The 21,885-nt window shown below is 33.3% G+C and carries 25 protein-coding genes; all 25 read left to right on the top strand.

The window, feature by feature from the left end; genetic code table 11:
• The first annotated feature begins 1 nt into the window (after position 1).
• The 25 genes from BCR24_RS08170 to BCR24_RS08055 all read left to right on the top strand — a co-directional run bounded on the left by BCR24_RS08170 (position 2) and on the right by BCR24_RS08055 (position 21,769).
• Positions 2-622 (top strand): riboflavin synthase, encoded by a 621-nt coding sequence (locus tag BCR24_RS08170; RefSeq protein ID WP_069640069.1) that lies wholly within the window; start codon positions 2-4, stop codon positions 620-622.
• Positions 623-1,804 (top strand): bifunctional 3,4-dihydroxy-2-butanone-4-phosphate synthase/GTP cyclohydrolase II, encoded by a 1,182-nt coding sequence (locus BCR24_RS08165; RefSeq protein ID WP_069640068.1) that lies wholly within the window; start codon positions 623-625, stop codon positions 1,802-1,804. It begins immediately after the preceding gene.
• A gap of 15 nt (positions 1,805-1,819) precedes the next feature.
• The gene (gene ribH / locus BCR24_RS08160; protein ID WP_069640067.1) at positions 1,820-2,287 is read left to right on the top strand and encodes a 6,7-dimethyl-8-ribityllumazine synthase; all 468 of its coding nucleotides are present in this window, start codon (positions 1,820-1,822) and stop codon (positions 2,285-2,287) included.
• Positions 2,288-2,817: 530 nt separating this feature from the next.
• A complete protein-coding gene (locus BCR24_RS08150) occupies positions 2,818-3,123 on the top strand; it encodes a bacteriocin immunity protein (protein WP_069640065.1) in 306 nt (101 codons plus the stop codon).
• A 933-nt stretch (positions 3,124-4,056) separates the two neighbouring features.
• Positions 4,057-4,191: a hypothetical protein gene (locus tag BCR24_RS17280; RefSeq protein WP_275579452.1), complete on the top strand. Its 135-nt coding sequence runs from the start codon at positions 4,057-4,059 to the stop codon at positions 4,189-4,191.
• Between the two features lie 692 nt (positions 4,192-4,883).
• Positions 4,884-6,062, top strand: a complete 1,179-nt coding sequence (locus tag BCR24_RS08145; protein ID WP_069640064.1) for a C10 family peptidase — start codon at positions 4,884-4,886, stop codon at positions 6,060-6,062.
• 38 nt (positions 6,063-6,100) lie between these two features.
• On the top strand, positions 6,101-6,367 hold the full coding sequence (locus BCR24_RS08140) for a Spi family protease inhibitor (protein WP_069640079.1): 267 nt from the start codon (positions 6,101-6,103) through the stop codon (positions 6,365-6,367).
• A gap of 1,445 nt (positions 6,368-7,812) precedes the next feature.
• Entirely contained in the window at positions 7,813-8,922 is a 1,110-nt protein-coding gene (locus BCR24_RS08135; protein ID WP_069640063.1) for a tyrosine-type recombinase/integrase, read from the top strand.
• A 158-nt stretch (positions 8,923-9,080) separates the two neighbouring features.
• On the top strand, positions 9,081-9,758 hold the full coding sequence (locus tag BCR24_RS08130) for a winged helix-turn-helix domain-containing protein (RefSeq protein ID WP_069640062.1): 678 nt from the start codon (positions 9,081-9,083) through the stop codon (positions 9,756-9,758).
• A 33-nt stretch (positions 9,759-9,791) separates the two neighbouring features.
• The gene (locus BCR24_RS08125) at positions 9,792-10,175 is read left to right on the top strand and encodes an EF2685/EF0750 family sortase-dependent surface protein (protein WP_069640061.1); all 384 of its coding nucleotides are present in this window, start codon (positions 9,792-9,794) and stop codon (positions 10,173-10,175) included.
• Complete coding sequence (locus tag BCR24_RS08120) at positions 10,172-10,843, top strand: WxL domain-containing protein (protein WP_069640060.1); 672 nt, start codon at positions 10,172-10,174, stop codon at positions 10,841-10,843. Before BCR24_RS08125 ends, BCR24_RS08120 begins: the two co-directional genes overlap by 4 nt.
• Positions 10,844-10,860: 17 nt before the next feature.
• On the top strand, positions 10,861-11,490 hold the full coding sequence (locus tag BCR24_RS08115) for a WxL domain-containing protein (protein ID WP_069640059.1): 630 nt from the start codon (positions 10,861-10,863) through the stop codon (positions 11,488-11,490).
• A gap of 17 nt (positions 11,491-11,507) precedes the next feature.
• Positions 11,508-12,197 carry a WxL domain-containing protein gene (locus BCR24_RS08110; protein ID WP_069640058.1) on the top strand — a complete coding sequence of 230 codons (690 nt, stop codon included), beginning with the start codon at positions 11,508-11,510 and terminating at the stop codon, positions 12,195-12,197.
• A 12-nt stretch (positions 12,198-12,209) separates the two neighbouring features.
• Positions 12,210-12,905 (top strand): WxL domain-containing protein, encoded by a 696-nt coding sequence (locus BCR24_RS08105; RefSeq protein ID WP_069640057.1) that lies wholly within the window; start codon positions 12,210-12,212, stop codon positions 12,903-12,905.
• Between the two features lie 83 nt (positions 12,906-12,988).
• Positions 12,989-14,095, top strand: coding sequence for a WxLIP family cell surface protein (locus BCR24_RS08100; RefSeq protein ID WP_069640056.1), 1,107 nt, complete (start codon positions 12,989-12,991; stop codon positions 14,093-14,095).
• Positions 14,096-14,119: 24 nt separating this feature from the next.
• Positions 14,120-16,105 (top strand): WxL domain-containing protein, encoded by a 1,986-nt coding sequence (locus BCR24_RS08095; RefSeq protein ID WP_069640055.1) that lies wholly within the window; start codon positions 14,120-14,122, stop codon positions 16,103-16,105.
• Between the two features lie 29 nt (positions 16,106-16,134).
• Positions 16,135-16,710 (top strand): alkaline shock response membrane anchor protein AmaP, encoded by a 576-nt coding sequence (amaP, locus tag BCR24_RS08090; RefSeq protein WP_069640054.1) that lies wholly within the window; start codon positions 16,135-16,137, stop codon positions 16,708-16,710.
• Positions 16,711-16,725: 15 nt separating this feature from the next.
• On the top strand, positions 16,726-16,896 hold the full coding sequence (locus BCR24_RS08085; protein WP_069640053.1) for a DUF2273 domain-containing protein: 171 nt from the start codon (positions 16,726-16,728) through the stop codon (positions 16,894-16,896).
• 16 nt (positions 16,897-16,912) lie between these two features.
• Positions 16,913-17,437, top strand: coding sequence for an Asp23/Gls24 family envelope stress response protein (locus BCR24_RS08080; RefSeq protein ID WP_069640052.1), 525 nt, complete (start codon positions 16,913-16,915; stop codon positions 17,435-17,437).
• Positions 17,438-17,645: 208 nt separating this feature from the next.
• Positions 17,646-18,311 (top strand): DUF421 domain-containing protein, encoded by a 666-nt coding sequence (locus tag BCR24_RS08075; RefSeq protein ID WP_069640051.1) that lies wholly within the window; start codon positions 17,646-17,648, stop codon positions 18,309-18,311.
• Between the two features lie 125 nt (positions 18,312-18,436).
• A complete protein-coding gene (locus BCR24_RS08070; protein ID WP_069640050.1) occupies positions 18,437-18,757 on the top strand; it encodes a hypothetical protein in 321 nt (106 codons plus the stop codon).
• Between the two features lie 78 nt (positions 18,758-18,835).
• Positions 18,836-19,051 carry a helix-turn-helix transcriptional regulator gene (locus tag BCR24_RS08065; protein WP_069640049.1) on the top strand — a complete coding sequence of 72 codons (216 nt, stop codon included), beginning with the start codon at positions 18,836-18,838 and terminating at the stop codon, positions 19,049-19,051.
• 6 nt (positions 19,052-19,057) lie between these two features.
• Entirely contained in the window at positions 19,058-19,276 is a 219-nt protein-coding gene (locus BCR24_RS16685) for a hypothetical protein (RefSeq protein WP_141707037.1), read from the top strand.
• A 45-nt stretch (positions 19,277-19,321) separates the two neighbouring features.
• The gene (locus BCR24_RS08060) at positions 19,322-20,143 is read left to right on the top strand and encodes a MetQ/NlpA family ABC transporter substrate-binding protein (RefSeq protein WP_069640048.1); all 822 of its coding nucleotides are present in this window, start codon (positions 19,322-19,324) and stop codon (positions 20,141-20,143) included.
• Between the two features lie 357 nt (positions 20,144-20,500).
• Positions 20,501-21,769, top strand: coding sequence for a peptidoglycan bridge formation glycyltransferase FemA/FemB family protein (locus tag BCR24_RS08055; protein WP_069640047.1), 1,269 nt, complete (start codon positions 20,501-20,503; stop codon positions 21,767-21,769).
• Positions 21,770-21,885: the final 116 nt, after the last annotated feature.

Genomic DNA, 21,885 nt, shown 5'->3' with positions numbered 1-21,885 from the left:
CATGTTTACAGGTTTGATTCTGGAAAAAGGAAAGGTTCTTCGAATTAACTATACGGGGCGAACAATTAAGTTGACCTGTCAAGCTTCTCGGCAGTTGCTTAAGGACTATCAAGTTGGTGATAGTATAGCGATTAATGGTGTTTGCTTGACCGCAGTTGGAAAAACGGATCAACAGTTTACAGTGGATATTATGCCGGAAACATTTCAGCGGACAACATTCTCACGATTGAACATTAATGATGAGGTGAATTTGGAAAGGGCGCTACCTTATAATGGACGCTTGGAGGGACATTTGGTGACAGGACATATAGATGGAGTAATGCGACTTAGAGAGAAAAAAACACAGGAAAATGCCCTTATTTTGACTTTTGATTTTCCTAAAGAATTTCAAGGTGAAATTATTTCTCAAGGGTCTATAGCAATCAATGGAGTCAGCTTAACAATCACACGGGTAACTGCCAGAAGTTTTTCAATTAGCTTGATTCCTCATTCAAGGAATCAGACAAATTTAGGCAAATTAATGTATGGAGAGTACGTGAATGTTGAAACGGATGTGCTCGGAAAATATGTAAAAGCACAATTAGGTATGTCTAAGCGGATAGAATGGAAGGGGCTGAATTAGGTGAGTAGAAAAAACATTCAGAAAGCGATTGAATTTTTAAGAAAAGGCAAGTTAATTGTAGTGGCAGATGATGATGATCGAGAAGCTGAAGGTGACTTAGTTGGTGTTGCAAATTTGGTTTCGCCCGAGAGTGTAAACTTTATGATTACATTTGCGCGAGGCTTAATTTGTGTTCCTATTTCAAAACAAATTGCTGATCATCTGGAACTTGGGGAAATGTCAGAAAAGAATACAGATAGCTTTGGGACTGCTTTTACTGTTAGTGTAGATCACCAAGAGACATCAACAGGAATTTCAGCCTATGATCGTGCGAAAACGATAGAATTTCTAGCAAAAAATGGGAGTGTTTCGGGAGAGTTTCACCGTCCAGGACACATTTTTCCGCTAATCGGTAAAGAAGGCGGTGTTTTGGAACGAAGAGGGCATACTGAAGCAGCCATTGATTTAGCGAAGTTGACGAATCAAAGTGAAGCAGCGTATATTTGTGAAATTCTAAATGAAGATGGGACAATGGCTAGGAGACCGCAGTTAGTACAATTTGCAGCAAAACACAAGCTTCCTTTTGTTACAGTGGAAGAATTAGTGACCTATCTAAATGCAGAAGAACCATTAACAGTAAAACTACCTACAGTATTTGGAGAGTTTGATTTGACTCTTTTTGAAGATCAGCAACATAAAGAGCACTTGGTTTTATCAAAAGGAGAGATTCGACAACCTAAAGAGCCTTTGTTAGTTCGTGTACATTCTGAATGTCTGACAGGGGATATTTTTGGATCGCATCGTTGTGATTGTGGCGAACAATTGCATGAAGCAATGCGGATGATTGAGAAAAAGGGAAGGGGAGCCATTCTATATCTTCGCCAGGAAGGTCGTGGGATTGGCTTGAAAAATAAATTACGTGCATATCAGCTACAGGAGAAAGGAATGGATACCTTTGACGCAAATTTAGTTTTAGGTTTTAAGCCAGATGAGAGAGACTATCAGTTTGCAGCAGAAATACTAGGTACTTTTGGTGTAGAAGAGATTGACTTAATTACGAATAATCCTGAAAAAATTGAGCAATTAAAAGCATTTGGGATCAAGATCAATCAACGAGTTTCAATTGAAATTACACCGATAGAAGAGAATAGAAACTATTTAAAGGCAAAAAAAGAAAAATTTAATCATTTACTATCTATTTAAGAGAGGGAGAAAAATATGACAACATTTGAAGGCCAGCTAAATGGAAAAGACATGAAAGTTGGTATTGTGGTTGCACGTTTTAATGAATTTATCAATAGCAAGCTATTGAGTGGAGCAATAGATATTTTAACTCGTAATAGTGTACTAGAAGAAAATATTGATGTTTATTGGGTACCAGGCGCATTTGAAATTCCTTTTATAACACAAAAAATCGTTGAAAGTAAAAAATATGATGGCTTAATTACTTTAGGAACTGTTATCCGTGGAGCAACAACACACTATGATTTAGTGAGCAATGAGGTCGCAAAGGGAGTTGCTCATATTGGATTGGAATCAGATATTCCAGTAATGTTTGGTGTGTTGACGACTGAATCCATCGAGCAGGCGATTGAGCGAGCTGGAACAAAAGCAGGAAATAAAGGTGCAGATGTTGCTCAAGGATTAATTGAAATGATATCTTTAAATAAAAAGATAGGTAAATAGATAAACACTAGAAGTAAAGAAGGATTGCTTAGTATACTTTATTAGACCTGAAACTAGTGTGACATTACCAGAAGAATTAAAACAATCGTCAATTTGAATAATAATTTATATCATGCACTTAGGAAAGCTTAAGAGTCAGAGCCTAAAAAGGTCTGATAATGGTCATACTGAGAATAGTGAAAAATACGTAATGAAGTTATTTGGAGGAATGGATGAAAAATAATATTCGAAAAAGATCTGTGGTACTACGATTTGGTCTTTTAGGTTGGCTACTATACAGAAAAAGAGGAATGAAGTTTGAAGCTAAAGGGTATGTCTTTAAATTGTATTCAGTGGCATTCTTCTTGGTATTTTCTTTAGTAGCAAGCGTGTTAGGTTTTGTATCAGTAAAAATGTGGGTTTACTGTGAACTATTGTTAATATTATTGTCATGTTTGTACGGATATTGGGCGTCAAGATTTTTTTGGAAAGAACGATAGCTTTTTGCTATTTTCTTTTGAAAAGAATTAAAAATAGAAAAGAGGGATTTTATGGATAAAGAATCAAAAAAATTAATAACTAATCTGTATAATAGCTTAAAAGAAAATCAAGAACTAAATTATTCAGAACTAAAAAGCGTATTGTTGAAAGTTTTCAAAAAAATAGATAACACAATAAACGAGGAAGCTTTAATATCCAGATTAGTCAATTTTATCTATTTTAAAAGTCTTACTGAGAAATGGAAATTTACCGAAGAACAAAATCAAATTATAAACCAACTAAGCGATATAGCCAAATATGCCGGTGTGAATAATAATTATAGAGGAGATTTAGGAAGTTTGTCTCAATTTGATTAAATTTAAATGAATCAAATTCAAAAAGGATAGCAGGATTCAAAGATGGGAGTAGCGACATCGATTAAGTATCAGGATCGACCTCTGAAACTTAGCTAATCTTAGGTTGCTTATCAGATTAATAGTTTTGTTAATTGAGGAAATAAAGCACAAATTATACAAAAAATAAATTCGACAGTCAGACGAATTTGAGGAAATTAATTAAAACGACCAAGGATATATTCAGCAATAATTCCTGCTATTTTCAGTCAACAAGTTCCATTTTTAAATGTTAATGGGTTAAGTAGTTTTGATCAGAGTTTTCCAAATTAAAAATGAAAAAGGGAAATATAAACGTTGACATTATTAAGTTAAATGTTGTCATGGTGTAAATAAATGTCTTTTGATGGGGTCAGTAAACAGTTAGCTGTTTTAAAGAGATTCTGGTTAGTGAGAAGAATTAGAAGCGAGCTATTAAAAATGACCTTTGAAGATCTTTTATCAATAGGTAGGCATAAGCGGTATGTCTACCTCTACATAGACAGCTGATTGCTTATTTTGAGTCGGAGTAAGAGAAAGAAATAACTTTCTTAAAAAAGTGGTACCACAGTTATAATGGTCCTTTTACTAGCTATGCTAGTAAAAGGACTTTTTTTATAAAAAATAGAAAAGGAGTAGTGAGAATGGAATATGATTTGGGGACCATTACAGTCAACGACTATGAGTTAGTTCTGATAAAAATAACGTTTTCAGACTAAAAAAATATAGACTAAATTTTAGCGTAGTGTTTCAATCTTTTAATTTGTTTCCTCGTTTGACTGTAATTGAAAACATTATTGATGGGACAATTCAAGTAAAAAAAGATTGGCAAGTAAACGCAAAAGAAAAATCTCTTTTGAAAAAATCGGGTTACAAGGAAAAGAAACAGTATATCCAAAAGTGTTGTCGGGTGGGTAATTGCAATGTGTAGCGATTGCACGAGCATTAGCAATAGATCCGCAATTAGCTCAAGAAGTGTTGAGACTTCTCCAAAGTCAGACCAAATCAGGAAATTCACAAATTATTGTGACACACAATATTGAAGTTGCATAGAAAGTCGCAGATCGTATTATTACCATTGAGAACGGATCTATCTTTTTCGACGGACAAAAAACTGATTTTTTCAAAATAGAAGAGCCACGTATTAATCGATCTAATAATAACGAAAAAATTGTAATGATGGTGCACAAAATATATCAAATAAAACAGTTTGGTATAAGTTATTCAAACCTTTAACGGAGACAGTGTTTGGTAAAGTGGAGATAGTGTAATTATTAATTGAATATGCTATTGGTACGGATGATAACATAGTCGGAAGAGAACTTTTAGAAAAAAAGCAGCTAATAAAGATGGCCGACAAGCTAGAGTTGCTACGCGCCAAAACAGAAGAAGACAGAAAAAAATATAATAACTTTTAAATCGTTTTAAATTAGAATTAATATATTCTGAATTGTATGTGGAATTTAATATAGCAAGATTTTTATATATAAAATCTTGTTATATAAAGAAAAGATTAGAGAACGTTAGTTATAAAAAAATAAAACAATATGTAATGATTATTTAGTTGAAAACAACAAATATATGTGCTATTTTAATAACTAAGCAATGTTACTTTTAATAATATTTTAGTCAAAACATAATGTAAATGTGAGTATTTTTAATTTAAATCTATACAATCATAGAGATAATTAAATGAGTATCATCCAGATGCTTGTTTGATTTATATAAATTAGGGAGGTTTGTTTATGAAAAAAATATTAAAACTGTTGGCCGTCGCTAGTATTCTTTTTTCGTCTTTTTCTGTTGTTGCTTATGCTGATGAGGATTATTCACGTTCCTCATCAGAAGCTGAAGATGTTGCATTGTCTTTTTTCTCAGATACTACTGGAAACCGAACAAAACGCAGTATAGACCAAGCGTCTTTAAATCCGGTATCTCTTGGTGGAATCGTAGAGCCTGGTAATGTATACGCATTTAACAAAAGTAATGGTGGATTTATTGTTATTTCAGGAGATAAAAGATCACCAGAGGTCCTAGCTTATTCTAAAGAGGGAAGCCTTGACGTAGATCTGAATAAAACAAATATTCTGGGTTTTCTTGAGGAGTATTCGAGTCAAGTTGAGTATGAAAAGCAAGAAGGGGCAATAGTATTCCCAGAGAATGATAAGATAGTAGAGCCAGAAATTCCAGCGCTTTTAGATGTGAATGGTATTCAATACGGGCAAGGTTATCCATATAATTTCCAAACTCCTGTGATTGAGCGGGCATTAGCGGGAAACGAATCACAAATTGGAAATCATGCAGCGACAGGATGTGTTGCAACCGCAACAGTTCAAATTATGAAATATCATAATTATCCAGAGCGAGGAATTAGAGATCACTCATATTTGTTAGAAACTGATAATTTCTATCTTCAAAATTTAACAGCTCCAATCTCAACAAGGCATTATGATTGGAATAATATTCTGCCAACATACAATGGTAATGAAACATCAGATCAAGTAAATGCAGTGGCACAGATTATGTCTGATGTAGGTATAGCATCAAATATGTATTATGGAGCATCAAGTGGGAGCTTTGGTCAATGGGCAGCACGTGCATTAGTTAGAAATTTTGGTTATTCTGATAGCACATCTCATGTTAGTAGAGATAACTATTCAGCAGATAACTGGAAAAACTTAATTAATAACGAACTGGTAAATTTACGTCCTATCTATTACGAGGGAGTTGGTAGAGTAGGTGGGCATGCGTTTGTTTTAGATGGAGCGGATGGAAACGGATTTTATCATATTAACTGGGGATGGGATGGAAATTCAAACGGATATTTTCGACTTGATGCATTGAACCCTAGAGTTCTTGGCATAGGTGGGGGTGCTGGCGGTTTCAATACGCACCAAGGAGCCATCATTGGTATTAAACCGTAATGAAACAAAATACTAGTCGAAATATAGAAGAAGCCAGAATGGTTGCAAACAGATATTTTGCGACGAAAAATAATAAAAAGTATAAGATTGGACCGATTCTCTACCCTAGAGATTGTCAAAATAAATTGAAATCACTTTACGTATTCTCGATTTTACCTTGCGGATTTATCATAGTTTCTGGTGATAAAAGAACACACGACATTTTGGGCTACTCTTTCGAAAGTAACCTAGATATCGACAAATTGTCAGAAAGCATGAGTTATCTTTTAAAACAATACAACAGCGAAATCGATTCGCTAGATTAATTAATATAATTTAGTAATAAAATATTCATTAAATCAGTGCGCAAAATAGTTTGGTATTCAAACTGTTTTGCGCACTGAAAAAATTTATACATAGTCATATATAGGGAATAAGTTTTCCTTGTGATTTCAACTATATAGTATTAAAAAAATCGTTAAAATTTATATTCAATTAATGGTACTGATTAATGATCCGGGACAATCCAACAGAAAAGAATTATTAATTTTAAATATTGATCATGCGCGAGCTGGGGACAAAATTTTTGTATGGCGATTAGATCGATTGGAAAAAATATAGAGGATCAAATTTATTAGTGTTTTTAGTGAATTGATTGAATAAGCAGGATACGAGTTTCCACGCTACATAAGAGAATATCATAAGAGATAAAATCAAGTTCTACTAGTCAATTAATACTTTACTCTTCACAGTATTTACAGAATTTGAACGAAACTTGATCTTGAAAGGATCAGCAGCTAAAGTAACGTAGAAACCAATAGAGACGAAAGAATCAGTCACCATTTAAATATTGAATAAATTATTTCAACCAATAAATAAAAAGAGACTTCGGTAATGATCTAAGGCTGCATAATAGAAAAACTGGTTAATACTGTAAAGATCAATAGTGTATGCTAAATCTTCTTACATCGTTGTAGGAAGCTTTTTGTGTCTTAAAGTGCAGATTCAGAAGATAGAATTGGTATAGATGTTTTGTGCGCCTTAACTTCGTTATAATAACCATATAATTATAGTTTAGTAAAAAGATATAAAAGTTATAAATATATTTTAATTTAAATAACGTTCGGTATTTAAAAAAAATAAAAATATAATTATAATTTTCGTTGATAAAATTGGCTCTATATGATATTGTTTTGAAAATAATATAAAAATATTTCGAAGGGACACAGTAGCTAACTTATTTTCAAAATGAATTTGTTGTTATACTCTAGTAAAAAATTAATCAATAATATCAAAGACGTATTTTCTTAAAATTATGTAATTGGCATATATGGTTTTATAAATAGTCTGTTTTACATTTCAATTGTCATTGAAATTTTTTGATTGTATTTTGTATAGGGATTCATAGTTAAAGTTTAGATTTGAAGTATAAATATTAATAATACTTTGATAATCAAAATATTAATCTTCAAATATATTAAACCTTTAGTAAGCTTTATATTTGTGGAAAAAATATAAACGTGTTTTAATTAGCATATAAAATAAGTTTTTCAGAAAAAAATGATTTTTCTTGTTTTACTTTAAAACAAGAAAAAATCATTTTTTTGCACTTCATATATCAAAATTTGGGTTTAATATAATAGAATTTTGCCAATATGTCAAATGATTTGACACCAAAACTATTAAAACTATTTTTAAAACATTTTAAATACTGTACTAGGACAGGTTTTTTTTAAACCGTCAATAAGCCGTCAGTGGAAAGAAGGATCTTATGTCTAAACCTGGAGAAAATATCTATAAAAGAAAAGATGGACGTTGGGAGGGAAGGTATATTAAAAATCGTAAAGATGACGGTACTATTCAATACGGTTATATTTATCAGCGCACTTATAATGCCGTTAAAGAACAATTAATACTCATGAAATCCCTCTACTACCATGAGTACCATAGTCTTAACTCAAACTATACAGGAAACCTGCAACAATGGGGCATTTTTTGGCTTTCTAACGTGAAAGAAAAAGTCAAACTAAGTACTTATACTAGCTATAGAAATAAATTGTATCAACATATATTTCCAGAAATTGGGCAGATTCAGCTAAAGCAAGTTTCAGCTCAACACATTGAAAATCTTATAATATGTTTAGAAGCCAAGCTGTCTAGGTCTTCAATTCGAGTTATATTGCAAGTTTTAAAAACTTGTATGAAAGAAGCAGTGAAACAAGGTATATTATTTGATAATCCATGTCTCAAGGTAAGTATGCCAATGCCAAATAGTAAAAAAGTTCGCTCGCTGACAATTGATGAAGAGAGTAACCTTCAAAAATATTCTCGTAATCACCCAAAAGGGCTTCCAATACTTTTAGCCCTTCAAACAGGTTTACGTATTGGCGAAATTTGTGGATTAAAATGGGAAGATATCGATTTTTACGCTAATGTTCTCAACGTTAGTCGTACTATTCAACGTTTACCAACTTTCGAACCAAATGAAAAGAAAAGAACTAAAATAGTAGAGCAACTTCCTAAAAGTAACAACTCTATGAGAATTATTCCTATTTCAAATTCAATTAGAGTTGAGTTATTAAGGTTGAAAGAATTAACTGAGAGTCAATATGTATTTGGAACAAAAGGACCTATTGAACCAAGGTTGATAACATATTGGTTTAAAAAAATTATTTCTGAGTTAGGTATTTATGATGTGTGTTTTCATTCACTTAGGCATACTTTTGCTACTCGGTGTCTGGAAAAAGGAGTGACTATTGCTACGATAAGTGAACTTTTAGGCCACCATTCTATAAAGTTGACATTGGATACTTACATCAATACTTTTTTATCAGAAAAAAGAGAAGCAATTAAGCTTATAGATTACGATCTCAGAAATTAATAAAGAATATACCATAAACCATTTTGATTCATTCTATCAATGATGGTTTATTTTTTTATCCGTCAGATAAAGCGTCAAATAGATTTTATTCGTTAAGATACTTAACTAGTTAGGGCTTTTTCTTGTTTTAAAGTAAAACAAGAGAATGGAGTGAAAAAATGAAAGAAATTGGTTTAATAGATTTTACTAACAACGAAGAGATTTTTTTGACTGAAATTATCCAAGTTTCTAAATACAAGATTATAAGAATACCTAATAAGAAAGAAGATTTTAAACTTTCAAAACGCTTAGACGTCATTGTTCTAAACGGAAATGATTCAAGTGATTTTCTAACAATTTGTGAGTGGTTAGCATTTTTGAAATCATATACGAGTGCTTATTTTATCGTCACTCTGGGTAATGAAGATAAAAATGAACGGTTGGTTTATTTACAATTAGGTGCTATGCAAGTTATAAATTTGAATACTCAAAGTTCAGAAATACCTATTTTATTAAAAAATTATCATGAAAAGTTATCCAGCCAAAAAAATTCACACAAGAGCTTAGAATTGAACAGCGCAAATAGGACACTTGTAGTTGACGGAAATAAAGAGGTAGAGCTTACTCGTTTAGAATACAAAATAATGAATTGTTTATCGAACAATATCGGGACTACTGTAAGTTATAAAGAGTTAATTTCCTATGTTTGGGGACAAGATTCATCGGCTTCCAAAATTCAATTATCAAATTTGATTTTCAGCCTTCGCGGAAAGTTAGATCCAAAAGATAGAGGCTTGGTTAAAACAATCCGATCTAAAGGATATATGTTGGCTGATAGACCACAAGATAATCTATAAAATTCTAAATAAACAATAGAAAGGAGTGAGACTTTGAAAAAAATCAATATAATTTACTTTACATTCATTATGCTAAGTTTTCTGTTATTTTCAAGCAATGCTGTCCTAGCTGAACAAGTTGAGACTTCAACTATGAAATCTACTCAACAAGCAAAAAGTGAAGTAGGGATACATTTTACTGAAAAAGAGCCTGGAAGTACAACTCCATCAAGCACAGAGAATACAGAATCAACAATTAAAGGAGGTGGTGACAATAACTCTGGTTATATAAAACCAGTTGGTCGCACCGATTTACCCAAAGCAGGTGAATCTGCTACTGAAATACCGATGTATATTGGAATGTTCATGGTTAACGTGATCATTGTATATATAATTTATGTTAATTATAAAAAATATAGAAAGAAGGAAAAAAAATGAAAAAAACAATTATTTTTTCAAGTCTATTCGCAACTGGATTTATTCTATTGGGAGGTACTCAAGCAAGTTTTGCGGAAGAAACAGTAAATGGGAGCGCAAATGGCCAGGGTGCGACATCATATGGTTCCATTGAATTAACACCAGATTCCGATTCTGGTACAGATCCTCTAGTACCAACTACGCCAAGTGGTAAGACAGGAAACGTGGGTGAATTAACTATTGATAATGTTTCTCCGTTTGTGTTTGGAACGCAAAGATTAACAGGTAAGAAAGCGACATATTATTCTACTACAACTGATGGGAATGTTCAAGTTACGGATAAAAGAGGAACTGGTGTCGGTTGGACATTACAAGTAAGAAGTACAGATTTTATTGATTCACAAAATTCTTCAAATATTCTCAAAGGAGCTCAGGTAACCATTCCAGTCGGAACGGTTTCTAGTGATGATGGCAATAGCTCCACCGCACCTACTGCAAGCGAAGTATCATTAAATGAAACAGACACAACGATCTTTAAAGCAGCAGCCCAAAGCGGTTTAGGATCATGGGTCGATAAATTTGATGGAACAGATAATGAGTCAAAAGTCTCAATCGAAATCCCAGCAGGTAGTATGAAAGGAAGCTATGTGTCAACTATTACATGGACCTTAGCTGATGCACCGAAGTAATTTTAGGAGGGAAATAAATGAAGAAACGTTTTTTAACATATGGATTATTATTAAGCTCAATCCTCTTGTATAGCAATGGAACCGCTGCTTATGCAGATGATGCCACTAGTAATGCGAATACGACAGTTGCTGCGGGCGACGGGACAGGAGCCTTAATAGATTCCAATGTAAAACCTGCTACGAATAGTTCAGGTTCTCTGACTATAGATGCTGTATCATCGTTTAACTTTGGTACGATCAAAGTTGGTGTTACGAGTAAAACAGCTGAAACGACAAATGGTGAAAAATTAGGCGTACAAGTTCGAGACGTCCGTGGAACCGGGGCTGGTTGGGCGCTCAATGTGAAAGTAGGAACCTTTACAAATACGACGGATTCTACAAAAACCTTGTCAGCTTCTGTTTCTATTCCTAAAGGAACCGTCTCAAATGGTGTTGATAGTACGCAAGGAGTAGTCGCTAAATCAGTAGTATTAAATTCATCATATGCAAATGTAATGAATGCACCAAAAGACACAGGGATGGGTAGATGGCTAGATACTTTCGAATCTACATCAGATAAAGTCACTCTTCAGGATATCGCTCAAAACGCTTATACAGGTAGCTATACAGCGACAATGAATTGGCAATTAGTAGACGCACCGTCTTAAAAAAGGAGAATAAAAAAATGAAAAAAATTGTTACGTTAATAACAGTAGGCGTTCTTTACGGCGCGTTTACAATTCAAAGTAGTACTGTGAGAGCAGAAAGTAATGCAAACTCTGATGCAACATTCTCATTAGAAGCACAAGATCAAGATGGAGGTGGAACAGATCCAATTTTACCAATTCCGCCAACGGGTAACACAGGTCCATTAACAATTGATGCAGTTTCAAGTTTTGTATTTCCAAATGCTAAAATATCTGGAGAAGCTTTGACCGTTGTCGGTGAATCTGCCCAGGTTAATGGAAGTGCAGGTACCATGGGTGCTCAAGTGACAGATAGTAGAGGATCTGGAGCTGGTTGGACCTTAAAAGCAAAAATCACTGATTTTACTGGAACAGACACTGACAACACAGCTCGTACATTAAAAGGGGCGGTCTTGACATTGCCACAAGGGCAAGTGGAAACATCTGACACCGCAACAACAGTTGCAGATGCGAATAAACCTGTTTCAAATGCAGTATCATTAAACGGCACAGATCAAAAATTATTGACTGCTGCAAAAGGAAATGGATTAGGTGTTTGGTATGTCAATTTTGAAAATGATTCTCAAGGGGCAGCGCAAAAAGAAGTGAAATTATATGTCCCTACGGGCAATTTTAAAGCAGATTATAAAGCGACGATTTCATGGACGCTAACAGAAGCGCCAGAATAAGGAGGAAAAAAAATGAAAAAACAACTTTTTGTATTCTCAGCAATCGTACTTGCAAATGTATTGATCGCAACACAAGCACAGGCTGAAACAGTAAGTAACGGTAGTATCAGTTTGACAGATGGGTCAGGACAAGTAACACCACCGTTGGATCCAACGGATCCAACGAATCCTAATCCAACAAGCCCTATCGATCCAGCAGATCCAAATAACAATGGAACTGGAAATGTCGGGCCATTATCAATCGATTACGTTTCAAACTTTGCATTTGGTGAACATAAAATTTCAGGATCAGACATGACGTTTTATGCTAAAAATACAGACCCTTATGTACAGGTGACGGATACTCGTGGAACGGGTGCTGGTTGGACCGTACAAGCAAGTATTTCGGATTTTGTATCAGCAAGCAAAACTTCAACATTAAAAGGAGCACAATTAACTCTTAAAAATCCAGAAGTAAAATCTGCCAGTCAAGCGACAACATCAGAAGCACCGACTGGAACCACAACATTGGCTTTTAATGCAAGTAAACAAACGGTAGCAATTTCTGTAAAAGGTGCCGGAAAAGGAACTTGGTTAACAACCTTTCCAGCTGAAAGTGGAAAAACAGAAAATACAAACGCAGTTTTAAGTGTTCCAGCGGGATCACCTGAAGCAAATACAACTTATACAGCAACAATTAATTGGGAATTATTAGACGCCCCTAAATAAAGCAACGATAGTTTGATAGCAGACGAGTGAAGAAACTGCCTACTAATTAATTGCGAATTCATTTTAAGAAAGTTGGTACACGAATGAAAGTAAACAAATTAATAATGACTATATGCATAGTAGGTGGGTTTCTTGGCTTTTTTGCCAAGAACGCTGCCGCAGAAGGCATTAACTATTCCGTAAAAGCAACGATTCCAGAAAATCAGATTGATGCATCGAAATCTTATTTTGATTTAAAAATGACGCCCAATCAAGAACAAGATTTAGCCATGACGCTAAAAAATACAAGTAAAGAGTCGATCACGGTTAATGTGACACCGACGACAGCTACAACAAATCAAAATGGTGTTATTGATTATAGTGTTAGAGATACTAAAGACGATTCTTCGTTAGCATATCCTTTCACTTCATTAGTTGACAAGGAACAAAAGGTCACTCTGAAAGCAGATGAAAGCAAAGAAGTTATCTTTAAATTACATATGCCGAAAGAATCCTTTGATGGAACGATTTTAGGAGGATTTTCAATTGCAGAAGATACGACTTCTGACAAAAATGAGAAGAGCAGTGAGGGAGTTCAAATCAAAAATGAGTACTCTTTCGTTATTGGAGTATCGTTAAAGGAGACAGAGGCAACGGTCGTTCCTGAATTAGTGTTGAACGATGTGAAACCAACGTTATTAAATTATAGAACCGCTGTGACATTGAATTTGCAAAATACGAAAGCAACGATTGTCAACGGACTAAAAGTCGACGCGTCGATTTCGAAAAAAGGATCCAGTGAGGTCCTATATAAAGAAACAAAAGAAGGCTTATCCATGGCGCCAAATTCAAATTTTGACTATCCTGTATCTTGGTCAAATGAAGCATTAAAAGCTGGCGAGTACGAAGTTTCTGTAAAGGCTTCTGCAGGAGAGAAAAATTGGACGTTTAAAAAAGCTTTTATTATTTCAGCAGATGAAAGTAAAAAGTTAAATGATGAAGCAGTCGAAGTAAAACAAGAAACAAATTATTTTTGGTGGATTATTGGGAGTGTTTTAGGGATTATCTTCTTCATTGTTGCTGTGGTAGTTTTCTTCATGTATAAAAGACAAAAAGAAAAAAAACGAAAAGAAGAAGAGGCTAAATTAAAAGCGAAGCGAAAAAGAATAAAAAAGAAAAAGAAAAAAATTGATAATAATGTTGCAGAATAAAAAGTAAAGAAGGAGTTGATAAATGTGTTAAAAATTATTCGTAAGACAATAGGTTTATTCATTTTTATTGTTGGTTTTACTGGGATATTATCGTTACTAAATGTGGAAAAAGTAGAGGCAGCTATTCTTGAAAGCAAGATCACAGTGCCTTTATATGGTAACGGGACAGCTAAAGATAGTTTTTTTTCTCTTCAAGTAGACAATAGTACAAATGTGGCAAAATTGTATTTTACTCCTGGTGACTCTTCAGCAGTTTTTAATAAAGATTTTGCAGGTAAATTATATCTTCAAATTTCAGTGTTTCCAAAAGGAGGAGGAACTTCAAGATTCAATGCTGCTATGAATGGTGACAGTTTACAATCAGCTATGGCAACAGCATACAATGGAAAACAGATACAGTATGGAGACTTTATGAGGTTCGTACTGGCGGAGCCATCAAAGCAAACAGTCTCTAATGCAGATGGTACTTCCTTTGGTAGTATTCCATCTAATTATACTAATATGTATTACTTATTTACACCGGGAGGATTTGTACCAATAAATGATGCTATAACTTTTCGTACTTTTGACAATAATAACGGTGTTGATAATCATAATGGAATTGGGTTTCAATTCACTAGTATACTGGCTAACCAAGCTATAGTAAGTTCGCTAGCTTCAGGCACAGATGAGTTAAGTACAGATGGGTTTGCAAGTGATTTTGGGCCCATTGTATCCGCGGATAAGTGGAGATTTCACAATCTGTTAGCTGACAGTTCCGCTGAGTATGCTAGTTTATCAAAATACCAAGTGTCATCTGATCATAAATTAGTTACCACATCTGGATCATCGATAGCTAAAGCACAACCTTCGACGACAATAGAAAATTTTAACAATCAAATTATGCCTGACAAAACCAAATCGAAAGGCCCATTAAGTGCCTACTATGGGCAGATTTACCGAGTATATTCTAAAGACCCAGGACGAATTTTAAAATTTTATGGAGCTAATTTTAAAAAGATTACAAGGTCTGAAAATTATTATGAGTATGTAAATGTTGTTCCAACCGATACAGAGACTGCATTAAAAGAATTAGATTTTAACAAAGTAACCGCCAAAAATGTCACACTAGAGTTAGGCAGTGATACAAGCAAACAAGCAGTGACAAATTTTTCCACAGTATCCAGTTATTCCAAACTGAGTTCAACGTTTGGAGGGACACTAAAATCAGATACCTTAGGAAGTTACGATTTACCGATAACCATTAATCAGCCGTTGATTACGAACAATAACTATCTCACAAGTAGCGTAACTTCTAAAGTGACGGTAGTAGATACTACGAAACCAACTGGTACGGTTAAATCAACCTTATCAGTAGTCGTAAATGGGACACTTGCTTTAAAAGATATGTTTTCGGCTGTTACTGACAACAGTGGGACAGCAAATTTAACTTATTCTTATGTAGGTACAGCCTTAGATACAACAACATCAGGGAAACAAACAGTAACCGTTCGTATTACAGATCCTTCAGGAAATTATTCAGATTATAGTGTACCTGTTGAAGTAACACCTGGTAATTTTGGGTTACTGTCCTCTGATACATTAAATTTTGGTACAATTAAGGCAGGAGTTACGACTAAAAATGTCGAACTGGGAACTAACCAGACTGTAGGCATTTCGATGGAAGATCAGCGCGGAACCAAAACAGGTTGGCGTATCCAAGCAAAGACCTCAACATTTACACCTAAAAGTACCACAACTGGAAAAGTATTTACTGCGGGAATCAAAATGCCAAAAGGAACAGTTAAATCAAATGGGACAACCTCAACGGATCTGACAATATTTGATGTTACGTTGAATAGCTCCTTACAAAATGTAATCAGTGCTCCCTCAGGTAAAGGGATGAATAGCTGGACCTATACGTTAGGGACAACATCAAATCCTGTAAGCTTAGTGAATATTCCAACGAACGTTTATGTAGGAGATTATCAAGCAACTCTAACTTGGTCTATGATCAATGCGCCAAGTTAATTATAAGAACAAATACAAAGGAGTTTGTTATGGGAAGATTTAAGAAATTCGTTTGGTTTCTACTAAGTATCGCGCTACTTTTACAATTATTTTCGGTGGTAATTCAGTATCAATATATAGCCGATCTACCAATCATTTTTTTGTCATTAGAAGAGTACCCACTAATTGGACCATTTATCCCAATGTTCTTATTTTACAGTGGCTGCACGTTGTTTCTACTAGTAGTGATGGGATTGTTAATTGTGCTCTTCTTTCCAGTAAATCAAAAATATCTCTTGATCCAAAAAGAGCATAGTAAAATAACAATCGAACAAAAAGCATTGGAGTCATTGATTTTAGCTGAAATAAAAAAAATATCGTTTATTACAAAAGCTACAGTTAATGTAAAAGTTTTTAAAAAACACCAACGATTAATTAGTGTGATCAAAGGACAAATTAGTTCGGATGATGAGGCAGTTGCCTCACTAGAGGGGTTAATAGACTCAATTGAAGGTACGTTTGAGCAGATGTTTTCTTTACCAAAAGAATCCGTACGATTAAAATTAAAGCTTAAACCTTTCAAAGGTGAGGTAACAAAAACGGATAATCGAAAACGTGTTGTTTAAAATTGGAGGTAGACAATGGAATTAGTAAAAAAATATAAAATCCCTATAGTCGGATTTGTTATTGGCATTATTTTAGCGGTTTTATTTATCTATGTAGGTTTTTTTAAAATGATAGCTATTCTTGCATTAGGGCTTTTAGGTTCAGTCGCAGGGTACTATATAAATCAGCGTTATCTAACAAAATGAAGGGTGAGGTGTACACATGGCACAAGTAGAAAAAAAAGAAACAGCAGAAATCAAAAAGGAATTAACTTTTGATGATAAAGTGCTGGAAAAAATCATTGGCTTTTCAGTGGAAAAAGTGGATGGACTCTTAACAGTAGATGGAGGTTTCTTCTCTAATTTAACTGGAAAGATTTTAAACAATGACGATGTAACGACAGGAATTAATGTTGAAGTTGGTAAAACACAAGTAGCAATTGATTTATCGATTGTTGTTGAGTTTGGGAAAAACATTCCCGAATTAGTGGATCAACTTGTCAAAATAGTCTCTGAAAACATCAAAAAAATGACAGGCTTAGAATTAATTGAAGTTAATATCAAAGTTGCAGATATCAAAACAAAAGAGCAACATGAAGAAGATTCTGTTACATTGCAAGACAAGTTATCAAAGGTAACGGATCAAGCTACAGATGCCATTAGCGATCAAACAGAGAAAGCGAAAAATTCTGTAAGTAAAGCAGCAAGTAATGTAAAAGAACAAGTCGCAAATGGACGAGTTCAATAAATAAAAAAACCAATCTTCCCCTAGATTAGTTAATCAAATAATAGGATCTATGCTATTGCTCATAGACGTATAAACAAAAAAATTGTATAAAAAGACTATTCAAGAACGAATAGAAGTAAAAGCATGAAGATCACTTTAGCATTTAAGAAGTGGATCGTCATGCTTTTTACTATCATCAGAACATTTAACGGTTAAGGAGAGATTAAGGATGGATTATATTGTTGTTTTTCAAAAATTATTTATCGGTTATATTGCAATCGTATTTTATTTTCATATTGTTGGAAGGGCTGCTATGGCTCCAGTGACCCCTTCAGACCAAATACAGAATTTCTTTCTTGGAGGAATGGCTGGTGCCGTTATATTGAATTTTACAATCCAACCGATTCAGTTCATATTCATCATTTTCATTTGGTTTAGCATCATTGTTTCAGTCAATTTTCTGAAGTTGCGATTAACATGGCTACGTGATTTAGTGGAGGGAAATTCTATCGAATTATTTTCAAACAATCAACCAAATAAAAAAGGATTCTTCAAGGCCAAGTTGACAGCGGGAGACTTTGTTGCATTGCTACGTAACAACGGCGTAACAAGCATCGATCATTTAAAAAATGTTCGAATAGAGTCAAATGGACAATTAGCAATTTCTTTAAGAGGGGATGACTCCTTTAGTAAATATTTAGTCATTGATGGTCAAATAAATCAAACCGAGTTAAGTGAAGTAGGGAAAAATATTGATTGGCTACTTGATTACGTTGAAACAAAAAAATTAGTAATAGAAGAGATATTCTTATTAGAATTTAATAAAAAAACAGAGGATGTTTTGATTATCAAGATGGACGAGTCAGAGGTGACGAATATTACTTCATTTAGGTAATGATTCGTTCAAGCTTATTTCATGTTATTTATAATTGTTGGACATAGTGGAAGTTAAAAACAAAATGATAGTTTAATCTTTTACACGTATATCTTTTATTATCATACTATTTGAGGTGATGAAAAATGGCAAATAGATCAGAAAAGAGAGTATGGAGAAAAGAAATGTTGAGTTTAATAAATATGGATAATAAGTGGTATGAAGACACGGAGTCTGTTAGGTACAAGAGAATATTAGAGTTAGGAAAAAAATTGGGCGGCAAAATACAGCAATGTAGTCAAATCAATTCAATCACTGAAGAAGAATTTCATAAAAATAAAGCAGAAGGACGCACATATAAAGAAATTGCAGAGTATTTTGGAGTAGATCAAAAAACTTTGCAGATATGGCGGGAACAACATGGCTATATTGTAAAAAAAGGAAAATCAAAAAGTAATAATGATTAAATTTTTAAGGTTACTTTTCTTTCGGATTAATTTAATCAATCGTTTCTAATTTTTCTCATTAAAAATGGAGGAGATTTCATGGCAAATCATACTATAATCGATACAACTATTCATGTATATAGAGCTAAAAAAAGAATGACACAAAAAGAGTTAGCAGATAGAGTAGGAGTTTCTAAAATAACAATTATAAATTTAGAACGTCTAAAAAGTATACCCTCATTGTTATTAGTTTACGATGTTGCAAAAGTTTTTGAGGTCAGCATAGAAGATCTTTTTATATTCGAACAAAGGTAAGACTGTATGAACACTAAAGAACTATCTAGACTTCTTTATCTAAATAGACAATTTTATTTTGTTTTTGAAGAACATAGAAAAAATAAAGAACTCTGTATATATTCTTTGGATAGTCGCAATTTGATTAATGGTGTGGGTATATTTACTACAAAAGAGAAGAAAGCTATTTTTTCTCGTTTAAAACGCCGAAAATACAATATTTTATCTATAAAAGAGTATTTATAAAATAGGATAAATGGAATTCATCTGAAAAAAGAAGAGGGGAATAGCATGAGAAACAAACTACTTTTTGTAATTATAGTATTGTTTATACTCCTAACAGGGTGTACACATAATGATACGATTAACACAAAGCAGCTAATGAAAATCCGAGTTGGCGTTGTTGGAGAAAAAAATGACCAATGGGAATACCTTAAAAAAGAACTTTTAGAGAAAGAAAATCTTGAGTTAGAGATTGTTAAATTTACAGATTATCGAGCACCGATTGTTGCATTAGAAGATAAATCAATTGACATGCATGCTGCTTTAACAGAAGTATATATGGAAACAATCAATAAAGAAGCTGGATTTTCGAATACAGTTATCGGCTATACGACTTTAAATCCCATGGGTGTCTATTCAAAAAAATTAACTGCGATCCAAGAGTTAGCGGAAGGATCAGTTGTTGCAATTCCAAATGAGCCATCGAATGAAGGCAGAGCACTATTACTTCTGCAAGAAGCAAACTTAATTAAGTTAGATGCATCGAAAGGACTGTTACCAACTATATACGATATAACCAATAATCTACGCGATTTAAAGTTTGTCTCAATGGATTCCAATCAAACAGCTGTGACGATGGACGATACGGATATTGCACTAGTCAATAACAATGTAGCTTCAGATGCAGGGCTTGTTCCTACAAAAGATGCCATTTATTTGGAAAAAACATCTGAACAATATAAACCGTACTACAACGTTATTGCGGTTAGAAAATCAGAGGAAGAAAATACTACGTATAAGAAAATAGTAAAGTATTATCAGTCTGAAGAAGTCGCAAAAATTATAAATCAAATGTCAAATGGTTCAAGCATTCCAGTATGGGATAATTAGAAAATTTTGGCTAAATATAAACAGATAAAAAGTTTGTTAGAAAGACAACTTGAGTGTTTTAAAAAAAATAAAAGTGCATGGTTTCTAGAAGGAATTTTTTATAGTGAAATAGTGATGAAATCAGAATGTACAAAGTTTATAACTGTAGATTAGTAAAAGTAGAGTAAATTTAGATAAAGAAAAATAGATTCTAAAGTGTTAGGTCTATGCTCAAGATTAATATTCGATATGATGTTTTGACAAATTATCTTCAAAAATAATAATGGGAGTTGTAAATGAAGCAATTGAAATATTTAGCTGAAGAAATAGTATTTCTTATAGGCACAATATTTGTACATTTGTTTCAGGAGGTGTTTTATGCATTTTAGTGATGAAATAAGTAGAGAAGAATTTGTGAATTATGCAAAAGAATCAAGAAAAGGCAATTATTTGCAAACAGCAGAAATGGCAGACCTAAAGAAAGCTAGAGGGCAAGTTGTATATTTTGTAGGATTAAAAGATTATGATGGAAAAGTCGTTTATGCAACAATAGTAACAAGACTAAGGCGTAGAGTTGGTTTTGAGTATGATATTGCAGGTTTTGAAATGCCAGATGAAGAAAAAAATTTCAAAATTTTCATTTCAGGTATAAAAACTTTCGTGAATAAAAATAGAGGGCTATACCTGACAATCCAACCCAATGTTAGACATAGAACGTTTGACAACTTAGGAAGTCAGATTGGAGAAAAAGACCTTACAGCAATTAACTATTTTTTAGAAGAAGGATTCGAGTATGAGCACCCCAAAAAAGGATTTAGGGATAACGGCAATCCTCTTTGGATTTATATAAAAGATATTAAGGGCTACTCATATGGAGAGTTAACACAAACCTATAATAAAGAGGCAATATATAGTCTAAATAAGACAAACCAATTTGGTATTAAAATAAGGAATTTAGAGTATAGAGAATTACCAGTATTTAAAAAGATCACAGAAGAAACAAGTAAAAGGAAAATGTTTCAGGATAAATCGCTCAGTTACTATGAGCAAGTATATAAAATTTATGGAGACAGAGCAAAGTTTATAGTTGCTGAGCTAAATGTGCACGAATATTTGAAAAGTTTGACCCAAAAAAAGAAAGAACTCTCAGATAATATACAAAGACTGCATTCTTATTTGGATGAATATGATAATAGCGAAACGAAAGGATACAAGAAGAAAGCTAACAAAAAAAATGAATTATTGTCGCAGAAAAAAACATATGATATAAGAATTGATGAAGCTTTGACTATAAGTAAAAATAGTAGTAATGGTATTGTAACGTTGGGATGTGCTTTATTTTTAATATGCCCTCAAGAAGTTGTCTATTTGTTTTCAGGAACAGTTGAAAAGTACAAAAATATGTATGCACCATTTTTGATACAAGACCAAATGCTGAAATATACAGTAGAAAGTAACATTCCTCTTTATAATTTTTATGGAATAGAGGGCAATTTTGATGGAAGTGATGGTGTATTAAATTTTAAAGAAACTTTTAATGGATATGCAGTCGAACTTATAGGAGAGTTCAAGTATTATACAAGTAGTTTGATGACAAAAATGTATATAGTCATAAAGAAACTTTTAGAAATAAAAAAATGCTTTTAAGCTGACAATAAAAAATTTAGGCTCTATACTTTCTGATGTTGGTGAGAAATCACCGGCATCTTTTTAATGCAAAATAATAGAAAAGACACCCTGATATCCTTTAGAATTAAGTCGTC

It is taken from the genome of Enterococcus ureilyticus (genome assembly GCF_001730315.1).
GTDB classification, from domain to species: Bacteria; Bacillota; Bacilli; order Lactobacillales; family Enterococcaceae; genus Enterococcus_L; species Enterococcus_L ureilyticus.
This window is presented reverse-complemented; position numbering and strand designations above follow the sequence as displayed.